At 42.8% G+C, this 23,807-nt stretch carries 23 protein-coding genes; 17 read left to right on the forward strand and 6 right to left on the reverse strand.

Annotated features, from left to right (window positions below; all coding sequences use genetic code 11):
- Positions 1 to 81: 81 nt before the first annotated feature.
- The 7 genes from EP58_RS00005 (at position 82) to EP58_RS16840 (ending at position 9,198) form a co-directional block, all read left to right on the forward strand.
- Positions 82 to 1,365, forward strand: coding sequence for a lipopolysaccharide biosynthesis protein (locus EP58_RS00005; RefSeq protein WP_036088745.1), 1,284 nt, complete (start codon positions 82 to 84; stop codon positions 1,363 to 1,365).
- On the forward strand, positions 1,346 to 2,671 hold the full coding sequence (locus tag EP58_RS00010; protein WP_036088747.1) for a hypothetical protein: 1,326 nt from the start codon (positions 1,346 to 1,348) through the stop codon (positions 2,669 to 2,671). Before EP58_RS00005 ends, EP58_RS00010 begins: the two co-directional genes overlap by 20 nt.
- Positions 2,628 to 3,758, forward strand: a complete 1,131-nt coding sequence (locus EP58_RS00015; protein WP_036088749.1) for a glycosyltransferase family 4 protein — start codon at positions 2,628 to 2,630, stop codon at positions 3,756 to 3,758. Before EP58_RS00010 ends, EP58_RS00015 begins: the two co-directional genes overlap by 44 nt.
- A gap of 1 nt (position 3,759) precedes the next feature.
- Positions 3,760 to 4,953 (forward strand): glycosyltransferase family 4 protein, encoded by a 1,194-nt coding sequence (locus tag EP58_RS00020; protein ID WP_159106203.1) that lies wholly within the window; start codon positions 3,760 to 3,762, stop codon positions 4,951 to 4,953.
- Positions 4,928 to 5,617 carry a sugar transferase gene (locus EP58_RS00025; RefSeq protein WP_077917775.1) on the forward strand — a complete coding sequence of 230 codons (690 nt, stop codon included), beginning with the start codon at positions 4,928 to 4,930 and terminating at the stop codon, positions 5,615 to 5,617. The genes EP58_RS00020 and EP58_RS00025 overlap by 26 nt, the downstream gene beginning before the upstream one ends.
- The gene (locus EP58_RS00030; RefSeq protein WP_036088750.1) at positions 5,547 to 6,671 is read left to right on the forward strand and encodes an aminotransferase class I/II-fold pyridoxal phosphate-dependent enzyme; all 1,125 of its coding nucleotides are present in this window, start codon (positions 5,547 to 5,549) and stop codon (positions 6,669 to 6,671) included. The genes EP58_RS00025 and EP58_RS00030 overlap by 71 nt, the downstream gene beginning before the upstream one ends.
- Positions 6,672 to 6,789: 118 nt before the next feature.
- Positions 6,790 to 9,198 carry an LPXTG cell wall anchor domain-containing protein gene (locus tag EP58_RS16840; RefSeq protein WP_052171317.1) on the forward strand — a complete coding sequence of 803 codons (2,409 nt, stop codon included), beginning with the start codon at positions 6,790 to 6,792 and terminating at the stop codon, positions 9,196 to 9,198.
- A gap of 310 nt (positions 9,199 to 9,508) precedes the next feature.
- Here EP58_RS16840 and EP58_RS17620 read toward each other — a convergent pair whose 3' ends face one another.
- The 3 genes from EP58_RS17620 to EP58_RS00045 form a co-directional block, all read right to left on the reverse strand.
- Positions 9,509 to 9,754: an SGNH/GDSL hydrolase family protein gene (locus EP58_RS17620; RefSeq protein ID WP_241480991.1), complete on the reverse strand. Its 246-nt coding sequence runs from the start codon at positions 9,752 to 9,754 to the stop codon at positions 9,509 to 9,511.
- 47 nt (positions 9,755 to 9,801) lie between these two features.
- A complete protein-coding gene (locus EP58_RS17625; protein ID WP_241480992.1) occupies positions 9,802 to 10,074 on the reverse strand; it encodes an SGNH/GDSL hydrolase family protein in 273 nt (90 codons plus the stop codon).
- Between the two features lie 374 nt (positions 10,075 to 10,448).
- Positions 10,449 to 11,159 carry an SGNH/GDSL hydrolase family protein gene (locus EP58_RS00045; protein WP_036088753.1) on the reverse strand — a complete coding sequence of 237 codons (711 nt, stop codon included), beginning with the start codon at positions 11,157 to 11,159 and terminating at the stop codon, positions 10,449 to 10,451.
- Positions 11,160 to 11,367: 208 nt separating this feature from the next.
- Between EP58_RS00045 and EP58_RS17400 the strand changes: the two genes are divergently transcribed.
- From EP58_RS17400 to EP58_RS00090, 10 genes are all read left to right on the forward strand, one after another.
- Complete coding sequence (locus EP58_RS17400) at positions 11,368 to 11,520, forward strand: hypothetical protein (RefSeq protein WP_156110577.1); 153 nt, start codon at positions 11,368 to 11,370, stop codon at positions 11,518 to 11,520.
- Between the two features lie 32 nt (positions 11,521 to 11,552).
- A complete protein-coding gene (locus tag EP58_RS00050; RefSeq protein ID WP_036088755.1) occupies positions 11,553 to 12,203 on the forward strand; it encodes a uracil-DNA glycosylase in 651 nt (216 codons plus the stop codon).
- 110 nt (positions 12,204 to 12,313) lie between these two features.
- Positions 12,314 to 12,823 carry a GyrI-like domain-containing protein gene (locus tag EP58_RS00055; protein WP_036088757.1) on the forward strand — a complete coding sequence of 170 codons (510 nt, stop codon included), beginning with the start codon at positions 12,314 to 12,316 and terminating at the stop codon, positions 12,821 to 12,823.
- A 211-nt stretch (positions 12,824 to 13,034) separates the two neighbouring features.
- Positions 13,035 to 13,850 carry a formate/nitrite transporter family protein gene (locus EP58_RS00060; protein ID WP_036088759.1) on the forward strand — a complete coding sequence of 272 codons (816 nt, stop codon included), beginning with the start codon at positions 13,035 to 13,037 and terminating at the stop codon, positions 13,848 to 13,850.
- A 295-nt stretch (positions 13,851 to 14,145) separates the two neighbouring features.
- Positions 14,146 to 15,711 carry a ribosomal protection-like ABC-F family protein gene (gene abc-f / locus EP58_RS00065; RefSeq protein WP_036088761.1) on the forward strand — a complete coding sequence of 522 codons (1,566 nt, stop codon included), beginning with the start codon at positions 14,146 to 14,148 and terminating at the stop codon, positions 15,709 to 15,711.
- 69 nt (positions 15,712 to 15,780) lie between these two features.
- A complete protein-coding gene (locus EP58_RS00070) occupies positions 15,781 to 16,995 on the forward strand; it encodes a GNAT family N-acetyltransferase (RefSeq protein WP_036088763.1) in 1,215 nt (404 codons plus the stop codon).
- 234 nt (positions 16,996 to 17,229) lie between these two features.
- A complete protein-coding gene (locus EP58_RS00075) occupies positions 17,230 to 17,931 on the forward strand; it encodes a carbonic anhydrase (protein WP_036088765.1) in 702 nt (233 codons plus the stop codon).
- Positions 17,932 to 18,019: 88 nt separating this feature from the next.
- Positions 18,020 to 18,562: an HD domain-containing protein gene (locus EP58_RS00080; protein WP_036088767.1), complete on the forward strand. Its 543-nt coding sequence runs from the start codon at positions 18,020 to 18,022 to the stop codon at positions 18,560 to 18,562.
- 136 nt (positions 18,563 to 18,698) lie between these two features.
- On the forward strand, positions 18,699 to 19,571 hold the full coding sequence (locus tag EP58_RS00085; RefSeq protein ID WP_036088769.1) for an ROK family protein: 873 nt from the start codon (positions 18,699 to 18,701) through the stop codon (positions 19,569 to 19,571).
- A 114-nt stretch (positions 19,572 to 19,685) separates the two neighbouring features.
- On the forward strand, positions 19,686 to 20,615 hold the full coding sequence (locus EP58_RS00090; RefSeq protein WP_036088771.1) for a nitronate monooxygenase: 930 nt from the start codon (positions 19,686 to 19,688) through the stop codon (positions 20,613 to 20,615).
- 67 nt (positions 20,616 to 20,682) lie between these two features.
- Here the strand turns inward: EP58_RS00090 and EP58_RS00095 are convergent, their stop codons facing one another.
- From EP58_RS00095 to EP58_RS00105, 3 genes are all read right to left on the reverse strand, one after another.
- A complete protein-coding gene (locus EP58_RS00095; RefSeq protein WP_036088774.1) occupies positions 20,683 to 21,090 on the reverse strand; it encodes a VOC family protein in 408 nt (135 codons plus the stop codon).
- 126 nt (positions 21,091 to 21,216) lie between these two features.
- On the reverse strand, positions 21,217 to 22,587 hold the full coding sequence (argH, locus tag EP58_RS00100; RefSeq protein WP_036088776.1) for an argininosuccinate lyase: 1,371 nt from the start codon (positions 22,585 to 22,587) through the stop codon (positions 21,217 to 21,219).
- A gap of 3 nt (positions 22,588 to 22,590) precedes the next feature.
- The gene (locus EP58_RS00105; RefSeq protein WP_036088777.1) at positions 22,591 to 23,805 is read right to left on the reverse strand and encodes an argininosuccinate synthase; all 1,215 of its coding nucleotides are present in this window, start codon (positions 23,803 to 23,805) and stop codon (positions 22,591 to 22,593) included.
- Between the last annotated feature and the right edge of the window lie 2 nt (positions 23,806 to 23,807).

Genomic DNA, 23,807 nt, shown 5'->3' on the forward strand with positions numbered 1-23,807 from the left:
ATGTTTCAAGGGGAAAATAGCGAGAAAGTCTTTCGTATCGGTTCTGGGTTGCCAGAGCGTACTGCGATGATGCAATAGGGAATGAAGAAAGCTTTTCAATCTTCCTTTTTGAAGAATTTGACGAAAGTGTTTTCTGGAAATGTCGTGGCGCAACTTATTTTAGTCGGGTTATCGCCCATTTTGACACGGATTTTTACGCCGGCGGATTTCGGGATATTCGGAACGTATACGAGTTTGCTAGGGATATTCTTGGTGATTTCGGCGTTTGCGTATGAGAAGGCGATTCCGATGGAGGAAGATCGGGATCATGTTCGCCATATTGTGTGGCTGTGTATCGGGATTTCGCTTGTCTGGTTTTTAAGTGGCTTGATGCTGTATGTGGCAACAGGATGGTCGGTGTTTAGCTTGATGGGCGTACCGGTTGCGTATGTTGTGCCGATTTTATTCGGGATTGGTGTTTTTGCCGCAAGTATCCAGCAGATTTTGACGTATTGGGCGATTCGACAGGACCGATATGGACCGATTTCATTCGCCAAAATATCGCAAAGTGGTGTGAATGGAGTGGCGCAAATTGGCTTGGCGGGCGTGATAACGAAGACGGGTGTCGGACTTGTTACGGGTGATGTGCTGGGCCGGATCGCGGGCTCGATGAACTTATTGGTTCGATTTGTGAGGCAGGAAGGTTTTTCGTGGCAACGCGGTAAGTGGCGATTATTGGTCAAGAAATACCGCAAGTTCCCGCTGTTAGGCATGCCATCCCTCGTGTTGAATAATGTGGCGATACAGTTACCGACGTTACTGTTTGTTGTTTTCTTCGGTGTTGCGGCGAGCGGGCAGTTTTCGTTAACGCAGCGGATGGTTGGGATTCCCATCGCGATGATTACAACGGCGGTTGGGCAAGTGTTTTACGGCAAGGCAAGTGAATTACTACGAGAAAATCCAGACGCATTGCAAAAAGTGTACTGGAAACTAACGAGTCGCTTGTTTCTGGTTTTTCTATTGCCGATGGGATTGTTTGCCGCAGTGGCCCCGATGCTCTTTGCTTGGTTGTTTGGACCGAGTTGGGAGATGGCGGGTGTATATGCGCAACTATTGACGCCGATGTTTTTTGTGCAGCTGGTTGTACTTCCGGTGTCGCAGATTTTATATATTACGGGGAATCAAGGGTGGCAGCTCGTTTGGGATAGTTCGCGGTTTGTGTTATTACTCGCCGGTTTCTTCTTGATTTATCAGTTGGAATTGGGCATGACGGCCGCGGTTTTATTTTTCAGCATCACGATGACGTTGAGTTATGTGTTCCTATTTTTACTTGGCAATTGGGGGATAAAACGAAAGGATACGGTATATGCAGATCAAATGGAATAAAATTGTACTGATTATCGGTATATCGCTTTATGTGTATGGCTTGAAATTAGCGTATACCGACTTTATCTCCCCAGCCTTTTCTTATTTTGGATTTATTAATCTTCATCCGAGCGCGATGGAGCAGTTCGTGTCGATTGTATTCGTGTTTATCCCGATTTTGTGGTCGAATACGCATGCTTATCGACCGTCGCGAATCGTGTATTGGATTTTGTATATGATGGTGTATGTCCCGGCGATGATTGTTCCGGATTATGTGCGAATGAACAATTTTGATGCGATTATCGCGCTAAAATGTGTTCTGCTGTTCTGTATGGCGCTGATTTACATGACCGGAAATTTCAGGCTGATTCCTGTTTATTATACAAAAGTGAAGACGAATGTCATGCTGTTTGTGATTGCTTTGTTTTCCCTTTCTTTGTGGGGCATCATCATTCAGACGTTTGGGATTCATTTCAACTTTTCGCAAGTCGATGATGTGTATGACTTGCGGGAAGCGTATCGGGATCAGGTAAACCGATTGTCAGGATATGCAATGAACTGGCAGTCGAAAATTATCAACGCGTTACTTCTGGCGCTTGGATTTGTGAATAAGAACAAGTTACTCATTTGTATCGGGGTATTGGGACAACTCTTCATCTTCTCTATCACGGGGCAAAAGAGCGTCGCGTTATCGAGTGTTTTTATTCTTGTGATTATCTTCTGCTTACGAAAAAGTGGCCGTGATTTTGTCTTGTATTTTGTGTATGGAATCACAGCATTAGTATTTTTGACGATGGCACTAGACTTAGTGACGAATAGTTCAGAGTATACTTCGTTGTTTATTCGCCGGATGTTGATTACGCCAGGACTTTTGCTTAGTTATTATTTTGATTTCTTTTCGGTCAATCCGCAAGTACACCTTTCGCACAGTATTTTAGATCCATTTTTAACGTATCCGTACGATAAATTGCCACCGTTTTTGATTGGGGAGCATTATTTCGGGCGTGTTGGTTTGGCAGCAAATGCGAACCTTTGGGCAGACGGTTTTGCGAATTTTGGATATGCAGGGATTATCGGTTTTACAGTATTGCTTGTTGGCATCTTGTATCTGTACGATAGTATTTCGGCGAATCGGAACTTTATTGTGAGTGCGGCATTGATTGCGATGCCAGCTTGGAGTCTGGTCGATACGTCGTTGATTACCAGCTTACTGACTCACGGTATAGTCATTGCTTTCATCATTAATTATTTTTTGAAAACAGAAAGGAAGGTCGATCCGCTTTATGAAAAAGATCATCGTCTTAAGCTCCGTTCATCCTTGGAATGATTCGCGAATTTACCATAAAGAAGTGCTGACATTGCTTCGTGCTGGTTATCAAGTCGATTATTACGCAGTAGAGGGTACGAATGCTACTATGCCAAAGGATTCTCGTTTGACGGTAACGCTGTTGCCAAGAAGGAGTTTAGCGAAACGGTTCCTGACGTGGTGGTATTTCTTGCGGGAAATAAAGCGGAAACAGCCAGACGCGGTACATTTACATGATCCAGAGTTGTTGTTTTTAGTGCCCCGAATCAAAAAAGTAACGCGAGCTAAGATTGTGTTCGATATGCATGAGGATTTTCCTTCCGCGCTGAAGAGTAAGCGGATAAAAGGGATTTCGGTGCCTAATTGGTGCATCAAACGCATTGCGACGTATGAAAAAAAGCGATTGGCGCAGGTGGACACGATTTTGTTTGCGGAGAAATATTATAAAGCAAATTACTTGGACATCGTAGTACCTAAAGAAGACATTTTGAATTATCCCTTTTTGAAAGAAGAAGTAGATGCCACTGATAAATTTGAGGTAATGACATTGGTCTATGCTGGGGCGATACATGAAATTCGTGGTTTTAAAGAGATGTTGGAAGTTGCAAACATGTTGAAGCAACGAGGCCACGATTTTCAATTGTTGATTATCGGGCAGGTTCCAGAAAGGTTGCAGGAATGGGCCGCAAGCTATTTGGAGGCGAATGGATTAGAAAAAGTCGTGTATTTGAAAGGACGGCTAGATTTAGAAAGGCTCAATCACTACTACGAAAAGTCGGATATTGGGCTTGCTCTTTTGCATCCAGAACCGAATTACTTGAAATCATTGCCGACGAAGCTTTTTGAGTACATGTCGTTTGGCTTACCTTACGTGGCTTCTGATTTCCCACTGTGGCGCAAGTTAATGGAGGATAGTGGAAGCGGGACTCCGGTTAATGTCAAGAATATAGCTGAAATTGTGGGGGCTATTGAGGAGCTTTTGAGTCAATCAGAAACGTACATGAATTATGTGGAAAACGGTCGATATGAGCATGTTTCGCGATTTAATTGGCAACACGAGGAAAAAAAATTGTTGAATGCTTATGAACTACTTTTTGAAAGGATATGACATGAAATTACTTTATATTCATCAACACTATGAAGAGACTCAAGGTGCCACTAGATCTTATGAGCTGTCTAAGCGTTTTTTAGAGAATGGGGCTGAGGTCGTCATGGTAAGTGGTCAGGGTGATTCGCACGTAACAAAGGAAGGTATTATTGTGAAGTCTACGCATACGGCATACAATCAAAAAATGTCGAAACTAAGACGGATATTAGCGTTTATTCATTTTTCCCTAAAGAGCATCCTGATAGGCATACGAGAAAAAAACATTGATAAAATATATGTCACATCGACGCCGCTGACAGTTGGGTTGGTGGGTCTGATTTTAAGTAAATGGAAGCGAAAACCGTTTATTTTTGAAGTGCGGGATGTATGGCCAGATGTGCCAATTGCGTTAGGGTTCATCCGAAATAGAGTTGTGATTCGATTACTGAAATGGTTAGAGATTCAGATTTATAAAAGTGCTACGCATATCGTTGTTTTGTCGGAAGGAATGAGGCAGAATTTGTTACAAAAAAATATTCCAGTGAGCAAAGTGACCATCGCAGAGAATTTTGCAAATCAAAGACTTGTGAAAGAAAGTAAGGAGATGCCTTTAAAAGATGTATTGTTAGCGAATTGGATGAAAGGTAAATTCGTTGTTGTACACCCTGGTACAATGGGGCTTGTGAATGGCGTACACTATGTCATCGCTTGTGCAGAGAAGCTGAGGCACAATGACTCGATTCATTTTCTACTCATCGGTGAAGGTTCTGAGAAACAAAAAATGCAAGCTGAGATTAAAAAGAGGCAGCTTACTAATATTCGTATTTTAGATGCGAAGCCAAAGAAAGAGACGTTGCAAATCGCTTCTCGGTGCCAAATGGGAACGATGCTCATCAAAAATGAACGAATTTTATGGGATAACAGTGCGAATAAGTTTTTCGATTTTCTGGCGTGTGGATTGCCAGTTGTGCTGAATTATCAAGGTTGGCAGAAGCGAGCATTAGAAGAGAGCGGTGCTGGGAAAGGCTTTGCGCATGCAGATGTGGACGCGTATTGTTCGTATGTACAACATCTAGCTGCAAATCAGCAAAGTTGGGAGCAGGCGCACCAAGCGTCGAAGCAGTTAGCTGAAAATTATGATGTAGACAAAATAGCCAATCGAGTTTGGCGTGTTATTACAAATAGGAGGAATGTTCCTGGTGAAACGCTGTATTGATTTTTGTTTTGCGATGCTGTTACTCGTTCTTGCAAGTCCGATTATTTTGATGTGTGGCGGTATTTTTTACGCCTTATATCGCGAGAAACCATTTTATATTAGTCAACGTGCGGGTAAGGATGGGCTGCCTTTTACGATTTATAAATTGAAGTCCATGCGCACGCAATATGATATGGATGGGCAGTTGCTTCCTGATGCGGAGCGCTTAACGAAGTACGGTCACTTGATTCGTAAATTGAGTCTCGATGAATTGCCGCAACTTCTCAATATATTAAAAGGCGAGATGAGTTTTATCGGGCCGCGGCCACTGCTTTTAGAATACAACGCGCTTTATACGGAGGAGCAGAAGGTGCGACTGACTGTGTTGCCGGGAATCACTGGTTTGGCGCAGGTGAAGGGAAGAAATAGCCTGAGCTGGGAAGAAAAATTCGCTTTTGATTGCGATTATGTACATCATCAATCCCTCTTACTAGACTTGAAAATAGCCGTATTAACGATTTACAAAGTAGTACAACGAGATGGTATTTCACAAGACAACCAAGCAACGATGTCCAAATTTACAGGAGTAACTCCGAAACGAAAGGAAAGTATATATGAATCAGATTCCATTAGCCGTCCCTCACATGAGCGGGAACGAACAGAAATATATCCAGCAAGCTTTTGATACGAATTGGATTGCGCCACTTGGACCAAATGTGGATCAGTTTGAAGCTAATTTAGCGACGTATACTGGTGCCAATGGTGTCTTAGCTACTAGTTCTGGGACAGCTGCGATTCATTTGGCGCTGACACTTTTGAACCTACAGCGCGGTGATACAGTATTTTGTTCCACATTTACATTCATCGCAAGCATTAATCCAGCGCTCTATCTTGGAGCGACACCAGTTTTCATCGATTCTGAAACCGACACGTGGGGAATGAGTCCAGTCGCACTCGCGAAAGCACTGGAGGATGCAGCGGCTAAAAATAAACTACCAAAAGCGATCATCATTGTACATCTCTATGGTCAAAGCTGCAAAATGGACGAAATCATGGAACTTGCGAATCGTTACGACATCCCGGTTATTGAAGATGCGGCGGAATCGTTAGGCTCTACTTATAAAGGGCGCAAACTAGGAACAATTGGCACGTTTGGCATCTATTCTTTCAACGGCAATAAAATTATTACAACATCTGGCGGCGGAGCTCTCGTATCCAATGACGCCAAGCAAATCGAAAAAGCGCGTTATCTTGCGGCTCAAGCAAAAGAAGATGCGCCGTATTATTCTCATAGCGAAGTCGGCTTCAATTATCGACTCAGCAATGTGTTAGCGGGAATCGGCATCGCGCAACTAGAAGTTTTAGACGAGCGGATTGCGAAGAAGCGGGAAATATTTGAGGCGTATAAAGCTACATTTGAAAACAACGCAACGCTCACTTTTTTACCAGAATGGCAGGAGACATTCAATAATCGCTGGCTATCGACGGTTTTATTAGAGGGTATCGCACCAGAAAAAGTAATGGAACAATTAGCGAAAAAAGGGATTGAAAGCAGACTCCTATGGAAACCGATGCACACGCAGGAGCTATTTCAAGATGCCGCATATTATAGTGAAAAGATAGAGGGAAGTAATGCAGATATGTTATTTCAGAAAGGGCTATGTTTGCCATCTGGCACGCAGCTTACAACGAATCAAATTGACTATATTTGTGAAATGCTCAGGGAAATAATTGCATAATTTTGTGTAAGAGGCGTCATCTATGCAGATGAAGTCTTATATGCCAGGAAAGCTGAACCTGTGGCTTTTGGAAGGTCATCAGGTTTTTATATAGATAGTCAATAAGAGGAGGGGGAAAATGATGAAAACAGTCTTTAGAATACTTATCATCTTAGTTTTACTTTTAAGTAGCATCCCAAATGTGGCCAATGCTGCAACATCCACACATGAGGTGGTGAAAATAAGCATTACGGGAGATACATCCAGGAACACAATTAGTATACCAGTAGAAAAAGCACCCCGAGAAAAGAAATTAGATTTAGTTATTGTGCAAGATTTATCGGGGAGTTTTCGTGATACGTATTCTAATGTAGCGAATGAGCTGAAACAAGCCATCGATTTAATGAGCCCAGTGATTGACCGTTCGCAGTTCATTGGTTACACTTCCATAAAAGCTAGTGATACAGACTTGCCGATATACAACGACCCAAAAACAACGCTAGAAGCTCAGAATGAAGGGCAGTATAATGAATTTTTCAATGTGCTTTATAAAAATGAGATGACGCATTCGCTCACGGATACAAAAGCAACGATTGATAATGTGACAACAAAGCAATTGTATGGTAATGGGACACCAACAGCCTACGGAATTCAAGAAGCATTAGAGGATTATCAAGCGAATAATCCAATCAAAGAATCGAACCGAGAGACACTTTTTCTTGTTGTAACAGATGGTTTTCCGAATGGTGATATAGATGGCAAAGCCTTGACACCAAGTACCTCGATGGTTCAATTGCTCGGTCCAACCACAGGTATTAATGCAGCATTAAGTCATGTTACATCTGCAGGCTACTTAACTTCTTTTGGCTTATGGCAGAATAAAGTTTCACTAGAAGCAGAATGGGGGGCTAGCCTATACAATAACTACAACAATTATATTAATACGAATGTACCCAATTTCGTTTCTCGTAGCGAATTTTTCTTCAATATGAATAACAACGATAATTCAATTGGAGAGTTTGCATCTGAAGTGAAGGATATTATTCAAACAAACCTAAACGATCAATTGAGTATATCAGAAAAAGTAAGCGCTGGACAAACCTATGTTGCAGGTAGTGCGAAAGTGGAGAACAGCGCTGGTCAAACAATCGCTATCCCCGCACCATATCAAGAACCAACTTTCGTGAATCAAACGCTAACATGGAACTTAGATGCTTTACCAGAAGGCGAGTACACTGTCACATTTGACGTTACCGGAAAAGTGCCAGTTAGCAGTACCCCAAGTATTACAGCAGAAGATATAACGCTATCAGAAGGAGCCATGTTTGATCCCATTCAAACAGTGAATCCAACAGCAACAGATACAGCATCGAACAATTTAACGTCCAAGATTAGGGTAAAAGCAAACGATGTAGACACGAGTAAGCCTGGAGTGTATCATGTTACGTATGAAGTTATGGGAGAACTTCCTGCCAACGCCAATCAAGCTATTTCACTCATAGACTCAGGCGAAATTACGTACCGGGACGCCTTGCTAAAAACTTTAGAAAAACTAGATTTTGTACCAAGTGTTACTAGGAAAGTGGCTACAAAGACAATTAAAGTCACGGTAACAGGCAAACCAATCATTGAAGCAAAAGATCATACCATCTATGTAGGCGATAATTTTGATCCGTTGGCAGAAGTCAGCGCGAAAGATGCGAAGGACGGAGACCTGACAGGTAAACTAGAGCTAATCAAAAATGACGTAGATAACATGACCCCCGGCGTATATGACGTTACGTACCAAGTAACGAATAGTGTAGGGGAAAGCACAACCAAGACCATCCAAGTAACCGTTTTAAGCAAACCAATCATTGAAGCAAAAGATCATACGATCTATGTAGGCGATAATTTTGATCCGTTGGCAGAAGTCAGCGCGAAAGATGCGAAGGACGGAGACCTGACAGGTAAACTAGAGCTAATCAAAAATGACGTAGATAACATGACCCCCGGCGTATATGACGTTACGTACCAAGTAACGAATAGTGTAGGGGAAAGCACAACCAAGACCATCCAAGTAACCGTTTTAAGCAAGCCAATCATTGAAGCAAAAGATCATACGATCTATGTAGGCGATAATTTTGATCCGTTGGCAGAAGTCAGCGCGAAAGATGCGAAGGACGGAGACCTAACAGGAAAACTAGAGCTAATCAAAAATGACGTAGACAACATGACTCCAGGCATATATGAGGTTACGTACCAAGTAACAAATAGTGTAGGGGAAAGTGCTGTTATTACAGTTAAAGTAACCGTGCTTGAAAGGGCAATAATACCTGAGAAAGTAAATCCAGAGAAACCAGAGAAACCAGTAAATCCAGAGAAACCAACAAAACCCGTTCTTGGAGTAGCAGAGACGCCAATTGAAAAAGTTCTATCGGTAGAGAGTAATACCATAGAATCGGAGAGAAGATTACCGAAAACAGGTGACAGCAATGGTCCATCAACATTAATTGGTTTAGGAATTATTGTTTGCACAGCATTGTTTGTACGTAGAAGAATTAAGTAAGTACACGATGCCAATAGAAAGCACTGGTTTTAATATTCGGTCTATCGGTTTTGGGTATCGCTTTTGAATTCAAGTGACATAAATGTTATGAGCTAAAATATAATAATATTAGTAGGTAAGGCTAGGAGTATGGTCTTGCCTACTATTTTTATGTGTCTAGCATGTGATGAAAGGTTACGACAAACTTGGTGGGAAAAACTGAACTGACGGATAGAAAACGCATAAAAGGCTGTAGATAGATGGAATTGATAAATAAAGATAAAAAAACCCAGAACAAAGGCATCAAACCTTGTCCTGCGTTTATTATCTATTACAATCCCTTAATAAAAACTTCCATCGTATCAGCGAGGTGACGATGGCCTTTATTGTTCAAATGAATCCCATCCCCAACGCTATAACCGTTTACATCCGGCTTTGATAAGTCAAAGGAGTCTAGATTATATAAATTCAAATGTTTAATATTATAACGATGACAAACTTCGATGGAAGCGTTGATGTATGCGTAATCTGGAATACCTAATTTGTTCGTTGGCGGGAAGAATGATTGCTTATACATAGAAATAAAGCCAATTTTTTGACCGGGATATTTTTTAATCAGACCTTTTATAGGACATCGAGTGCGCCGTAATATGTTTTATTTGTCGTGTCACTTGGCATGCCGAGCGCTTGGCCTTTGCCGTAGTCATTTATACCTGCAAAAACGGTAATCAGGTTAGCACTATTGTCCATTGTTGTATAACGCTCACTTATCGGTGCGAAAAGGTTGCCAACTGTGGAGCCATTCATACCATAGTTGTTGACTTGCTTGATGTGTAGATCCTCTTGAATGTAATTAAAATACCGTTTCGTTGCCAGTGTATTGTTCTCTGTTGTCAAACTGTCCCCCATGACAGTCCGTCCAAGTGACCTTTGTCCAATCTGTTGTTTCTGCAGCGCTTACTTTACTCGTGCTCATAGATAAGGCCAATAAGAGTAAAAGAAGGCCTAGCGCTATTTTCCCCCATGTTTTGTTTTGTTGCATCTGAATCTCTCCTTCATAGTTAGTTTGTTCTAGCCGCCGAAATGACGTTTAAAACTATTTTAATTTACCACGAAAAAAGATTTTTAGTAATATTGAATTTATAATGAGTAAAAAGGTATAAATATTTGCAATTCTTCTGTTAATTTATAGGGAATTTCGATTGCTAGTGCGAGGTTAAAATAAAGAAATCCCTCTAAACTAGATAAATTAGTTTGAAGGGATTTCGATGCTATGGTAATTCTTTAATAAATTTCTCCATTATTTTGGCTAGGTGTTGATGCCCAGCATTATTCAAGTGAACGCCATCGAGAGCTCTAAATCCCTGTGCTCCTGATAGAGAAATATTAATTGAATCCATTTCATATAAATTCAAATGTGGGATGTGATATCGCTCGCAAATCTCGATTTCAGCATTAACATAGGCATAATCAGGAATCCCTAATTTATTCACTGGTGGAATAAAGTTTCGAGCGTACATTGAAATATAAGCTATTTTTTTATTAGGGTATTTTTTAGTTAAGCCTTTCATGAGAACATCAAGGGCTCCGTAGTATGTGCGGTTTGTCGAATCACTTGGCATACCAAGGTCTTCATTTTTACCATAATCATTCAAACCTGCGAAAACAGTAATCAAATCAGCATCATTCTCCATGGATGCGTAGCGCACACTGATTGGCGAAGAAACGCTACCAACTGTGGAAGCACTTATACCGTAGTTATTGATTTTTTTTATGTGTAAATTTTCTTGAATAAAATCAAAATATCGCTTTGTTGCATAAGTATTGTCTTTGGCAGTTAAACTATCTCCTATGACATTCCAAGTGACATTCGACCAATCTGTTGTTTCTGCCGCGTGCACATTATTTGTACTTGCAGTTAAAGCGGCTAGTAACAAAATAAGGGCTAGTAACACTTTTCCCCATGTTTTCTTGTGTTGCATCTGTATCTCTCCCTAATCAGTTAGTTGTTTTAAAGCCCGAATGACGATGAAAACTATACCAGTCTATCATGAAAAAATTCAAATAGCAAATTAGAACTATAAATAGGTAATAAATCTTATTTATTTCTATTTATTATGTAAATTAATATACTTTGTGTTTTTCTTAAAAAGAAGCTATACTTGTGATGAAAAGAAGGGAGCTGTCATTATGTGGTTTATTATTGTACTCCTTATTATAATAGTAGCTATTTTGTTTTTCCTACCAAGTTTGTCAGATAGAAAAAAATCAGATAATCAGGAACGAGCAATGGCTGATGTTCGAGAAAAAATGAAACAAAATGATCAAGGACCGCATCTATAAAGCGGGTATACATAAAGAAATGAGGAATTTTTATGCAAAATGATTGGCAAGCACTTTTAAAAGAGGAGCAGGAGAAGGCGTATTTTCAGGATTTACAGCGGTTTGTAGAGGAGGAATATGAGACGGCAACTGTTTATCCACCGCGTGAGGCGATTTATCATGCCTTGGATTTGACGAGTTATGCGGATACGAAAGTGGTGATTCTGGGGCAGGACCCATATCATGGCCCAAATCAAGCGCATGGTTTGAGTTTTTCCGTGGCATCAAGTGAGGCGAAATTCCCGCCGTCTGTTCGAAATATGTTTAAGGAACTCGATACGGATTTGGGCGTGTCGCGGACGGATATCAACTTGACGGATTGGGCGGAACAAGGCGTGTTGCTTCTGAACACGGTGTTAACGGTACAAGCTGGAAAAGCGGCATCTCACCGCAAAAAAGGTTGGGAGCAGTTCACCGATTCAATCATTCGACTGCTAAACGAGAAAGAAGAGCAAGTGATTTTCGTGCTTTGGGGTGCAGACGCGAAGAAAAAACAGGTTTTGATTACGAATCCGCAGCATAAAGTGATTACGGCAGTCCATCCGAGTCCTTTATCCGCTTACAATGGCTTTTTTGGAAGTAAGCCGTATAGTCAAATTAATGCTTACTTGGAGTCCGCCGGAAAAGCTCCGATTTCTTGGTAGAAACTAAATTGTCATTTTATTCATACTTATTATGAGATTATTTTTACGTTTTGTGGTATGATTTACGTGATTAGAAGAAGCAATGAAATCCCATGAAGGAGTTGATTAAAATGGCTTTATCAGCTGCACGTTTTGAAGAACATGAAGGATTTACTGCGCTTGCTTTTGTTTGGAAGGGCACTTTTGAGGAAGCGTTTCACGGTGAGGTGCACAAAACAATCAAGAGAATACAAAATTGGGCAGAGTCCGAAGCTAGTCTGAAGCACGATAAGACGCTACTTGGGATGTCTGTGCATAATTTAGAGGATGGTTTCACGTATTATTCTGCTGTGAAGGCCAATTGGAAACCAGAGAATATCCCGGATGACATGGAGTGGATCGAAATTCCAGCACATACGTATTTTGTGTGCGACCATATCGCGGGTACGGATATTAATGAAACGTACAAAGAAGTCGCGGAACGCATTGCAGCACGCGATTATCGACCATATATTACGGTGGAATATCCCGTTTTTGACGAATTACCGTTCAAAATTGAGGTGTATAATAGCGCAATAGATGTGCCAAGAGCGGAACAGGAATTTCATATTATGATTCCTATCGTGAAGCATCTAGGTTAGAATGCAGAACCGAATAAGCAGCTTTTCGCAGAGTTGTTTATTTGGTTTTACATAGTATAAAAGTAACCGGTTACAACTACTTGGTTTACCACAAATCAAGAAATGCAAGGCTCTTTCGGCGTGTTATTGTGATATAGCGAACATATTCTAAGTGTGGGGACTCCAAGATCAATATAAATAAAACATACATGAGCAGAAAGAGGGGATTTTTGTGGCTGCATATTTCACACCACAAGAGGTGGTAGACGAAACAATAAAGAAAGGGGTAGCAAAAGCTAGTTCTTCCACGCTGGCACTCATTATTTTGGGCTTTCTAGGTGGCGCTTTCATTTCACTGGGTTTTTTACTTTATATTCGCGCAGTTGGAACGATGCCGCATGAATGGGGAAGTTTTGCGACGTTTATTGGGGCGAGTTTGTTCCCAGTTGGGCTAGTCTGTATTTTACTTGGCGGGGGCGAGTTGATTACAGGAAACATGATGGTTGTAGCGCTTGCATGGTTCGATCGCAAAATTTCTGTTAAGCAGCTACTGCGGAATTGGGCGATTGTAACCGTTATGAATTTTGTCGGCGCGATTGCGGTTGCGTTTTTCTTCGGACATTTTGTAGGTCTCACAGAAGGCGATTTTCTTGCAAAAACAGTTGCCACGGCAGGCGCGAAAATTAAAGATCCGTTCTGGGTCGCATTCGTATCGGGAATTGGCTGTAACTGGTTCGTGAGCATCGCTGTTTGGCTTTGCTACGCCGCGAAAGATTTCACCGGCAAAATTTTAGGCATTTGGTTTCCCGTTATGGCATTCGTTGCGATAGGTTTTCAACACGTTGTCGCCAACATGTTCATCATTCCAGCCGCGATTTTTGCAGGAAGCTACTCATGGGGACAGTTCATCAATAATGTTATTCCAGTTTACCTAGGTAATGTTGTCGGCGGAGCGGTATTTGTTTCACTATTCTACTATTTGGCCTACAAAAAGAAAACCGCACCAAAAGAAAAAGAATTTGAAGCAAAGATTCCACTAGAAGATTGATGGTTGTAGTTTCATGAAGGTTGATTTTTTTTGAGAAATGCGTTATGATGAACCCAACAAATGCAAAGGGGTGTCTTTTGAGCCGATGAAAATGTAATCCTATTTTTTTAAGAGAATTCGAATAAGCGTGAAATGAACTGGACTGAGGTCGGTTTATTCGCGAACGAAATTTTCTAGAATGGGATTGCTGTGCTCAAAATGACGCAGAGCGAATAAAGACGGGTTTGTGTGTTGGCAAAATGGCTAACAGGCTTGTTTTCTGACTTCCTATTCTAGAGAAATAGGAGGTTTTTTTATGCTGATTTTAGAGATTAATGATGTGAAAAAAGAGATAGCGGACCGGGTTTTGTTTGAAATTCCGCATGTGATGGCGAATCGTGGGGAACGGATTGGGATTGTTGGCCGAAATGGGCTGGGCAAGACGACGTTGCTTGAGATGATGGCTGGGGTCACGACGCCGGATCAAGGGATTGTGACGCGAAACGGAACGACGGGTTATTTGCCGCAAATTTTGCCGGAGGATGCAAAACTTTCTGGTGGCGAAAAAACGCGGAAGGCTGTGCAGAGGATTTTGGCGGAGCAGCCGAACTTACTTTTTGCTGATGAGCCGACGTCTAACTTGGATGTGGATAGCGTGAAACATTTGGAGCGCCAATGGAAGCGGTATGCTGGGACGTTGTTTGTTATTTCGCATGATCGGATGTTTTTGGATGCGATTTGTACGACGATTTGGGAGCTGGATCAGGCGCGAATCACGGTTTATCCAGGGAATTACAGCGCGTATGAGGCGGCGAAACAGGCGGAGCGAGATAAGGCTGAGGCTGGATATGAGCAGTATCAGGCGAAGAAACGGAAACTGGAGGAATCGCAACAACATCATGAGAAGACTGCACAAGGTCTGCGGAAGCCGAACAAGCGATTTTCGTCAAGACAGATTCGGGCAGCGAAACCGGGCAAAGGTGTGCAGGAGAAGAAACAGCACAAAACCATTAAGGCGCTGGAGCAACGCATTGATCGTTTGGAGAGAGTGGACAAGCCGTTTCACCAAAAAGCGATTAAGATTATGCTTCCTGAACAGAACCAAATCAAGCAGGGAAATACCGTGATTCGTGTTAATCAACTTAGCACAAGGGTTGGCAAACGGGTCTTGTTTTCGGATGCGACGTTTAGTTTGAAGAGCGGTGAAAAAGTGGCACTTATCGGGAAAAATGCGAGCGGGAAAACGACTTTTTTACGTCAAATTATGCAATCAAATGAGGCGATTAAGCGTGGCGATAAAGTGAAGATTGCTTATTTTGATCAGCAGTTAAAGCAGGTAGATTTGACGAAGACGTTGTGGGAGAATATTCAAGCAGTGAGTATTCATGATGATCAGATGAACCGGGATTGTCTTGGTAGTTTGCAGTTTGTCGCGGCTGATTTGGCGAAAGATACGACGGTTTTATCTGGCGGAGAACGGGTGAAGTTGGCGCTCGCGATGCTACTTTTGAGTGATGCTAATGTGCTTATTTTGGATGAACCGACGAATTATTTGGATATTAATGCAATGAAGGCGTTGGAAAGCTTGATTAGCGGCTATTCTGGGACGGTACTTTTTGTATCGCATGATCGGACTTTTGTTAGGAAGGTCGCGACTTCGCTTTTAGTTTTGGAAGAGGAGAAGTTGACGTTGTTTGACGGGACGTATGCGGATTGGGAAAATGCGAAAAAGACAGTGGAGACGCGGGTTGAGGAGGATAAATTATTGCTGGAGATGGAGATGTCAGCGATTGCGGCCAAATTAATGGAACCAAGGTTAACGGCTACCGAAAAAGCGGAACTTGAGAAACGTTACCAAGAAGTTGTCGCGAAACGGAAGTAAAGGAATTGCGAAAGGGTGTGACTTCAATGTACAATAGAGAGGTAGATTTTGAGGAGAGAGGTAGAAAATATGGGGCAGCAGAATGTCCAAGATAGGTTGAAAATGAAAACATTGGAGATGGAGCATTTAACGCAATTCAATGATTTGCTACGGTACGTGTTCCAGGTAACGAATCAGGAGCTGCATGAAGTTGGCTGGGCGGAGGACGAAATTGAGCAAGCCAAACGCCCAGTCTTGCGAAAAGCGGATGTTATTGGCTGGTTTGATGGGGATAAATTGATTTCGCAAATGGCCGTGTACCCGATGAATGTGAATATTTTTGGTGAGATATATAAAATGGGCGGTGTGACAGGGGTTGGGACGTATCCTGAGTATGCGAACTTTGGATTGATGCACCGTCTGATGCGACAAAGCTTGAAGGAAATGCGTGACCGGGAGCAGACGATTTCTTATTTGTATCCGTATTCTATTCCGTATTATCGCCGGAAAGGTTGGGAGATTATTTCGGACGTGATGACGTTTACGATTAAGGATACGCAGCTTCCGGAGAATGTTCCTGTGAAGGGGATGGTGGAGCGCCTCGATATTGAGCATGAAGATGTGTTGAAAACGTATGACCGTTTTGCAAGGAATCAGCACGTTGCGATGATTCGTGATTCGCTGGCCTGGGAAGAATACTGGCGCTGGGAACGCGAAGAGATGATTGCGGCTGTGTATTATGACGAGGCGAACGAACCCCAAGGATTTATGTATTATTGGATTGCTGATGATATTTTTCATATGAAGGAAATGGTGTATTTAACGCAAGAGGCGCGGCATGGTTTGTGGAACTTTATTAGTGCGCATTTTTCGATGGTGACGCATGTGAAAGGGAAAATGTACACGAATGCACCGATTGCTTTTTTGATGGAGGATAGTGATATCACGGAGACGATTCATCCGTATTATATGGCGCGAATTGTGGATGTGGAAGGCTTTTTTAAGATGTATCCTTTTGCGGAGAAGCAGGCGGATTTTCATTTCAGGGTGACGGATGATTTGCTGGATTGGAATCAGGGTATTTTCGCTTTTACGTGGGATGAGAACGGTGATTTTGAGATGGTCAAAGAGGCGCGAGGGGAGGCGGTTGAGATTGATATTCAGACGCTGACGACGATGTTTTTTGGCTACAAACGCCCGAAATATTTGCGCAAAATTGGGCGGTTAATGGCGAGTGATATGGTCGTGAAGCAGCTGGAGAAAATGATTCCTAACGAGACGCCGTATTTTTCAGATTATTTTTGAGTGTGGAGGAGACTACTGAGTTTAGTGGTCTTCTTTTTTTGCGTGACGATTGGCTATTTAGCGGGATTTTGAAATTATTTTTTCCACTTTCGAGAAAACATACTGGCAATTTGACGGATTTTCAGTATAATAAAAAGAACACAAAAAAATAACTTGAAGAACTATTCACGAAATATTCGCATAATAAGGATTACAAAATAGAGCGCAATTTTTTTATGAAAAGAGGAATGATGCATGACAGAGCCGCTTGTGAAATGGTCCTATAAAGGGGAAAAGGGACCGCATTATTGGGGACATATTTGTGATGAGTATGAAATCGCGCACACAGGAAAGAATCAGTCACCAGTTGATATTCATATGGAGAAAGTGATGGAAGTACAGGGGGCTCCGCCGCTCGAACTGGATTACAAGGAAACGAAATATACGGTGAGACGTGTGGAGAATTCGGTACATCTTTTTCCGCAGAGTAAGGAACAGGGCTTGACTTATGGTGGGCAGCGGTATAATTTGATTGCTTTTCATGGTCATGTTCCGAGTGAGCACACGCTAAACGAGCATTATTTTGCGATGGAATGGCATTTGGTGCACATGAATGAAGCGGGTGAACGACTTGTTTTGGGCATTTGGATGGAGCAGGAATTGGAAGGTAGCGATTTTGGTGAGTTAGCTTCGATTTTTCCAGAGGTATTTGCTGATTTTGGCATTGAAAAAGAACTTCCGCTAGATGTTAGTGGATTTTTACCTGAAAATAGGGCATACTTTACGTATCAGGGATCACTCACGACGCCACCAACTTTTGAAGGTGTGACGTGGATTGTGCTGAGAGATGCGACAAGCGTTGCTGAAGAAGATTTTGAAGCTTTCCAAGATATTATCGAGGATACGAATCGGCCGCTTCAAGCGCTTGGTGATAGGCAAATTCATCACAGCGCGTGACGACAAACGTTGTATTTTTAAAGAAATGCACTCAAACTGGGGCTTTGGTGATTTCCAAAGCCCTTTTAAAAAATAGGAGGGAATTGGGATGTATCGGCGAGCGAGTGATTTTGCAGAACAGGCGCATCGGATGCAGCGTCGTAAGATAACGGGAGAGCCTTATTTTTCGCATCCGCGGAATGTGGCTCATATATTACGTGATGCGGGTTTTCGTGAGGAAGTTGTCGCAGCGGGATTTTTGCATGATGTGGTGGAGGACACGCCGGTAACGCTGGATGAGATTCGAGCGGCTTTTGGTGATGATGTGGCAGAGCTTGTGGCTTCTCATACGGAGGATAAATCGCAGTCATGGGAGGAGCGCAAAAGTCATACGATCGATGTTGTTCGCACGGGAACATTGGAGCAAAAAGCTATTATTGTGGCGGATAAATTGGATAATTTACAGTCGATTAAATATGCGCTCAGCTCTGAAGGAAACAAGGTTTGGGGCTATTTTAAGCGCGGATATGATTTGCAGAAATGGTATAATGAGAGCATTGTGGCGAATATGTACGTGGGACTTGAAAAAGAGGAGATTCCGAGTTATTTTAAGCAATTTGAGCAGTTGTGCCAGTGGATTTTTAGGAAGTAATTTTCCTTGATTTTAATTATCTGTTAAATTAGGTATATATAATCTTATTTGATAATTGTTAGACAATAAGCTTCTCAAGTTGCGATTTTTGATGTAGAATGAAAACGAATACATAATGAAAGAGGAGTGGATTGGAATGGTTTTTGGAGCGATTGAAGCTGGCGGTACGAAGTTTGTTGTGGCGGTTGGCGATGCGTCGGGTAAGGTTTTGAAACGGGAGACGTATCCTACGACAGAGCCGGCTGAGACGATGAAGTCTGTGGAACGGTTTTTCAAGCAGTATGAGGGGGATTTGGAGGCGATTGGTGTTGGTTCGTTTGGTCCGATTGATGTGCGGAGATCGAGTCCTACGTATGGCTATATCACGTCGACGCCAAAATTGGCATGGCGGAACTATGATATTGTCGGCGCGCTGAAAAAAGCATTTGATGTACCGATTGGCTTTACGACGGATGTGAACGCGGCGGCGCTTGGCGAGGTGACGCTTGGCGCGGCAGAAGGGCTTTCGAGTTGCATGTATATCACGATTGGAACAGGTATCGGTGCTGGAGCTGTGGTAAATGGCAAAATGTTAGAGGGTTATTCGCATCCAGAAATGGGGCATATCATGGTTCGCCGGCATAAGCATGATCGCTATCAAGGCAATTGTCCGTATCATGATGATTGTTTGGAAGGGCTTGCAGCTGGTGGTGCTATCGAAAAACGCTGGGGTAAAAAAGGCGTGGAACTAGCGGAAAATGAGGAAGTTTGGAATCTGGAAGCGCATTATATCGCACAGGCTTTGATGAATTATAGTTTGATTTTGTCGCCGGAGCGAATCGTTATTGGTGGCGGGGTTATGAAGCAACGCCAAGTTTTCCCACTCGTTCGCCAGAAATTAAAAACGCTAATTGCGGGCTATATTCAGTTGCCGGATTTGGAGGAATATATTGTGCCGCCGAAATTGGAGGATGATGCGGGGATTATGGGATGTATTTTATTAGCCGTGCAGACGAAGAATGAAGCTTAAATTTTGCTAGAAAGACAGCCATTTTTAGGAGAGGTGGTTGTTTTTTAGATGTCTTTGTGAGAAAATATACATGAAATAAGGAACGTATGCAAAATTGTATCGGAGGAAAAAATCATGTCAATAACAGAATTGCTACACATTAAATATCCAATTATGCAAGGGGCGATGGCACAAATCGCGAAGGCACCGCTTGTTGCAGCTGTATCGAATGCTGGTGGATTAGGAATTATCGCGTCTGGTGGTATGAGCGGAGAGGAATTGCGCGCGGAGATTCAGAAAACGAAGGCATTGACGGATAAACCGTTTGGTGTCAATTTAATGCTGATGATGACAAATATTGAGGAATTGACAGCGGTTATTATAGAAGAAGGTGTGAAAGTTGTGACGACTGGGGCTGGGACGCCGAAAACGTATATGCCGATTTGGAAGGAAGCTGGGATTACGGTGATTCCGGTTGTGCCGTCTGTGCTGATTGCGCGCAAGATGGAGCAGCTTGGCGCAGACGCGGTTGTGGCGGAGGGCACGGAAGCGGGTGGACATGTTGGCGAAACGACGACGATGGCGCTTTTACCGCAAGTAGTTGATGCTGTTTCGATTCCGGTCATTGCGGCTGGTGGAATTGGCGATGGGCGCGGGATTGCGGCTGCTTTTGCATTGGGAGCTCAAGGTGTACAAATTGGCACGCGCTTCCTGGCAACCGATGAATGTCCGGTTCACGAGAACTTTAAATTGGCGTGTTTGAAGGCGAAAGATCGCGATACGGTTGTGACAGGTCGCCGAAATGGTGCGCCGGTTCGTAGTATTAAAAATAAGATGATTAAAGAATACCAGCGCTTGGAGGATGAGAACGTGGATCGCGATGTGTTGGAAGAATTGACACTCGGTTCATTGCGTAAAGCGGTGCAGGAGGGCGACACGGAAAATGGATCGGTGATGGCTGGGCAAATTACGGGCATGATCACTGAAATAAAACCCGTAGATGCGTTGATTCAAGAAATGATGACGCAAGCAACAGAAACGGCAAGTGCATTGACTGTAAAATAAGTTTTGTATAAAAAAGACAGTCTTGAGAACCTACGAGATGTAGGGGGATCAAGACTGTTTTATATATTTATTGTACGAAGTTGGGATCCATGTACATGACTTCCCACAAGTGTCCGTCGATATCTTGGAAACTTCCGCTATACATGAAGCCGTGATCTACTTTTTCGTTGGATGGAGAACCACCAGCAGCGAGCGCTTTCTCAACAAATGTGTCAACACCTTCGCGGCTATCGGCAGAAAAACCTAAAATAGCTTCAGTTGATGTTGTAGCATCCGAAATATTTTTCTTTGTGAATGTTTTGAAGTAGTTTTCTACGACCAACATAACAAACGTCGTATCATTTAAAATCAGACATGTCGCATTTTCATCCGTGAATTGCGGGTTGAATTCAAAGCCAAGTGCTGTGAAAAAGTCCACCGATGCGTTTAAATTTTTTACAGGTAACGTTAGAAAAACCATTTTTGCTTGTACCATTTTTTCACTCCTTAATAGTTGTAATCCTCATTATTATACTTTATTTTTATCGAAATTTGTATTTTCAGAACTCGCGCCTAAGAAATAAGCTAGGACTGCTCGGAATATTGGCAGGCCTAGCTTATTTTATAGTGTTTGTTTTGCTTTTTCAATCATGGCTCTAATTTGGTCAAAGCCAGTGCCGCCGTAAGAGTTACGTTTTGCGACTGCGGTATAAGAGGCGAGCGCGTCATAGATATCTTCCTCAATAACGGGCTGAATCGCCTGATAATCTTTGAGCGCTACATCTTGCAAATAGATCCCTTTTTGCGTGCAATCAAGAACGAGTTTCCCAACAATTTCGTGGGCTTCGCGGAAGGGCACGCCTTTTTTAGCGAGGTAATCAGCCAGTTCGGTCGCATTTGAGAAATCTTTTTGCGTCGACTGTTCCATCACGGACGTGTTGACTTTCATTGTTTCAATCATCCCAGCGAAGATATCAAGACTTGTTTTTACCGTATGAACCGTGTCAAACATGCCTTCCTTGTCTTCCTGAAGATCCTTGTTATACGCGAGCGGCAAGCCTTTTAGCACCGTCAGCAAGCCGAAGAGGTTACCGTAAACACGACCGGTTTTCCCGCGAATTAGCTCGGCCATATCTGGGTTTTTTTTCTGAGGCATAATGCTACTTCCCGTCGCGAACGCGTCAATCAACTCGACAAACTGAAATTCATGACTCGTCCATAAAATCAATTCCTCACAAAAACGCGATAAATGCGTCATCAAAAGGGCGCTATTACTCAAAAACTCAATAATAAAATCGCGATCACTAACGCCGTCTAAACTGTTATCGTACATCGCGCTAAAACCGAGCTGTTCGGCACTATACGCCCGATCAATCGGAAAAGTCGTCCCAGCAAGCGCCGCGCAACCGAGCGGAGAAATATCAATCCGCTTCACGCTCTCCGTCAAACGCTCCAAATCACGACTAAACATACCGTAATAAGCCAATAAATGATGCGCAAAAGAAATCGGTTGCGCGTGCTGCAAATGCGTATAACCAGGCATAATCGTCTCGACATGGTCCTCCGCTTTCGTCACAAGCACCGTCCGCAAATGCGCCAACGAAGCGATAATCTCCGTCACGGCATCCTTCAAATACAAATGCATATCCGTCGCGACCTGATCATTCCGACTCCGCGCCGTATGTAACTTCCCAGCAACAGGTCCAATCTCTTCGTGCAGCAATTTCTCAATATTCAGATGAATATCCTCATTCACAACGCTAAATTCGAGCTCACCAGCCGCCAATTTTCCAGCAAGAACCTCAAGTCCCACCTTGATTTGCGCCGCTTCATCTACCGAAATAATGCCACATTTCCCGAGCATCGCGACATGCGCCAAGCTTCCCGTAATATCCTGTTTTGCCAGTTTTGCATCAAAGGAAATCGAGGCGCCGAATTCATCGATCCACGCCTCACTTTTACCTTGAAAACGACCGCCCCATAATTTTTCCATGGTTTACACCTCTGTTTTCGCGTTTAATTTTGCATTGACCTCAGCGCTAACTTTCGTTGGTAGGCCCCAAAGTTTGATGAATCCAACCGCAGCATCTTGATCGAATGTATCCGCCGAAGTATACGTCGCCAAGTTCTCATCATACAGCGAATTCGGTGATTTCCGACCTTCCACAATCGCGTGTCCTTTGAAAAGTTTCATCCGAATCGTGCCGTTCACATATTTTTGCGTATCTTTCAAGAAGGCCACGAGAGAACTTGTAAGCGGTGAAAACCAAAGCGCGTTGTAGATCACTTCACTGATTTTCTGCTCAATCACCGGTTTGAAATGCGCGACTTCACGAACAAACGTCAAATCTTCCAGTTCTTTATGCGCCGTAATTAACGCAACCGCGGCAGGGCACTCGTAAACTTCCCGTGATTTAATGCCGACAAGACGGTTTTCAATATGATCAATCCGACCAACACCGTGCGCGCCGGCGATCTTGTTTAATTTTTGAATCAAAACGGCTAAACTTAGCGTTTCACCGTTCAAAGCAACAGGAACACCTGCTAAAAACTCGATTTCGATGATTTCGGGTGTGTTTGGCGTATCTTCAAGGGCAACCGTCAAATCATACGCCGCTTCTGGCGGAGCAATCCACGGATTCTCTAAAACGCCACACTCATTCGAACGTCCCCACAAGTTTTGGTCGATAGAAAACGGATTATCGAGGTCAATCGGAACTGGGATATTATGTTTTTGTGCGTATTCGATTTCTTCTTCCCTCGACCATTTCCAGTCACGAACGGGCGCAACAACCTTCAAATCTGGTGCTAATGCGTGAATCGCGACTTCGAAACGAACTTGATCGTTCCCTTTTCCAGTACAACCATGAGCGATAGCGGCAGCGCCTTCTTGTCTAGCAACCTCCACGAGTTTCTTCGCAATCAATGGACGAGAAAGCGCTGAAATCAGTGGATATTTTCCTTCATAATAAGCATGGGCTTGCAAAGCGATTAGAGCAAATTCTTCCGCAAATTCTTCCCGCGCGTCAATCGTGTACGACGCAGATGCACCGACAGTCAGGGCTTTTTCTTTAATGAATTCCAAGTCTTTTCCTTCGCCAACATCTAAACAACAAGCAATCACATCATAATTTTCCTCGGTTAACCATTGAATCGCAACGGAGGTATCTAAACCACCAGAATAAGCAAGAACGATTTTTTCTTTTGTCATCT

This window comes from Paenilisteria newyorkensis, from assembly GCF_000766145.1.
Classification (GTDB): Bacteria; Bacillota; Bacilli; order Lactobacillales; family Listeriaceae; genus Listeria_A; species Listeria_A newyorkensis.

What these genes read in the sequence shown, in the direction of transcription:
- EP58_RS00050 (WP_036088755.1), top strand. Translation starts at nt 11,553, where the DNA reads ATGCAAAATGATTGGCAAGCACTTTTAAAAGAGGAGCAGGAGAAGGCG.
- EP58_RS00010 (WP_036088747.1), top strand. Translation starts at nt 1,346, where the DNA reads ATGCAGATCAAATGGAATAAAATTGTACTGATTATCGGTATATCGCTT.
- EP58_RS00095 (WP_036088774.1), bottom strand. Translation starts at nt 21,090, where the DNA reads ATGGTACAAGCAAAAATGGTTTTTCTAACGTTACCTGTAAAAAATTTA.
- EP58_RS00015 (WP_036088749.1), top strand. Translation starts at nt 2,628, where the DNA reads ATGAAAAAGATCATCGTCTTAAGCTCCGTTCATCCTTGGAATGATTCG.
- EP58_RS00020 (WP_159106203.1), top strand. Translation starts at nt 3,760, where the DNA reads ATGAAATTACTTTATATTCATCAACACTATGAAGAGACTCAAGGTGCC.
- EP58_RS00055 (WP_036088757.1), top strand. Translation starts at nt 12,314, where the DNA reads ATGGCTTTATCAGCTGCACGTTTTGAAGAACATGAAGGATTTACTGCG.
- EP58_RS17620 (WP_241480991.1), bottom strand. Translation starts at nt 9,754, where the DNA reads ATGTATAAGCAATCATTCTTCCCGCCAACGAACAAATTAGGTATTCCA.
- argH (WP_036088776.1), bottom strand. Translation starts at nt 22,587, where the DNA reads ATGGAAAAATTATGGGGCGGTCGTTTTCAAGGTAAAAGTGAGGCGTGG.
- EP58_RS00085 (WP_036088769.1), top strand. Translation starts at nt 18,699, where the DNA reads ATGGTTTTTGGAGCGATTGAAGCTGGCGGTACGAAGTTTGTTGTGGCG.
- EP58_RS16840 (WP_052171317.1), top strand. Translation starts at nt 6,790, where the DNA reads ATGATGAAAACAGTCTTTAGAATACTTATCATCTTAGTTTTACTTTTA.
- EP58_RS00090 (WP_036088771.1), top strand. Translation starts at nt 19,686, where the DNA reads ATGTCAATAACAGAATTGCTACACATTAAATATCCAATTATGCAAGGG.
- EP58_RS17400 (WP_156110577.1), top strand. Translation starts at nt 11,368, where the DNA reads ATGTGGTTTATTATTGTACTCCTTATTATAATAGTAGCTATTTTGTTT.
- EP58_RS00075 (WP_036088765.1), top strand. Translation starts at nt 17,230, where the DNA reads ATGACAGAGCCGCTTGTGAAATGGTCCTATAAAGGGGAAAAGGGACCG.
- EP58_RS00045 (WP_036088753.1), bottom strand. Translation starts at nt 11,159, where the DNA reads ATGCAACACAAGAAAACATGGGGAAAAGTGTTACTAGCCCTTATTTTG.
- abc-f (WP_036088761.1), top strand. Translation starts at nt 14,146, where the DNA reads ATGCTGATTTTAGAGATTAATGATGTGAAAAAAGAGATAGCGGACCGG.
- EP58_RS00105 (WP_036088777.1), bottom strand. Translation starts at nt 23,805, where the DNA reads ATGACAAAAGAAAAAATCGTTCTTGCTTATTCTGGTGGTTTAGATACC.
- EP58_RS00005 (WP_036088745.1), top strand. Translation starts at nt 82, where the DNA reads ATGAAGAAAGCTTTTCAATCTTCCTTTTTGAAGAATTTGACGAAAGTG.
- EP58_RS00070 (WP_036088763.1), top strand. Translation starts at nt 15,781, where the DNA reads ATGGGGCAGCAGAATGTCCAAGATAGGTTGAAAATGAAAACATTGGAG.
- EP58_RS00025 (WP_077917775.1), top strand. Translation starts at nt 4,928, where the DNA reads ATGTTCCTGGTGAAACGCTGTATTGATTTTTGTTTTGCGATGCTGTTA.
- EP58_RS00030 (WP_036088750.1), top strand. Translation starts at nt 5,547, where the DNA reads ATGAATCAGATTCCATTAGCCGTCCCTCACATGAGCGGGAACGAACAG.
- EP58_RS00080 (WP_036088767.1), top strand. Translation starts at nt 18,020, where the DNA reads ATGTATCGGCGAGCGAGTGATTTTGCAGAACAGGCGCATCGGATGCAG.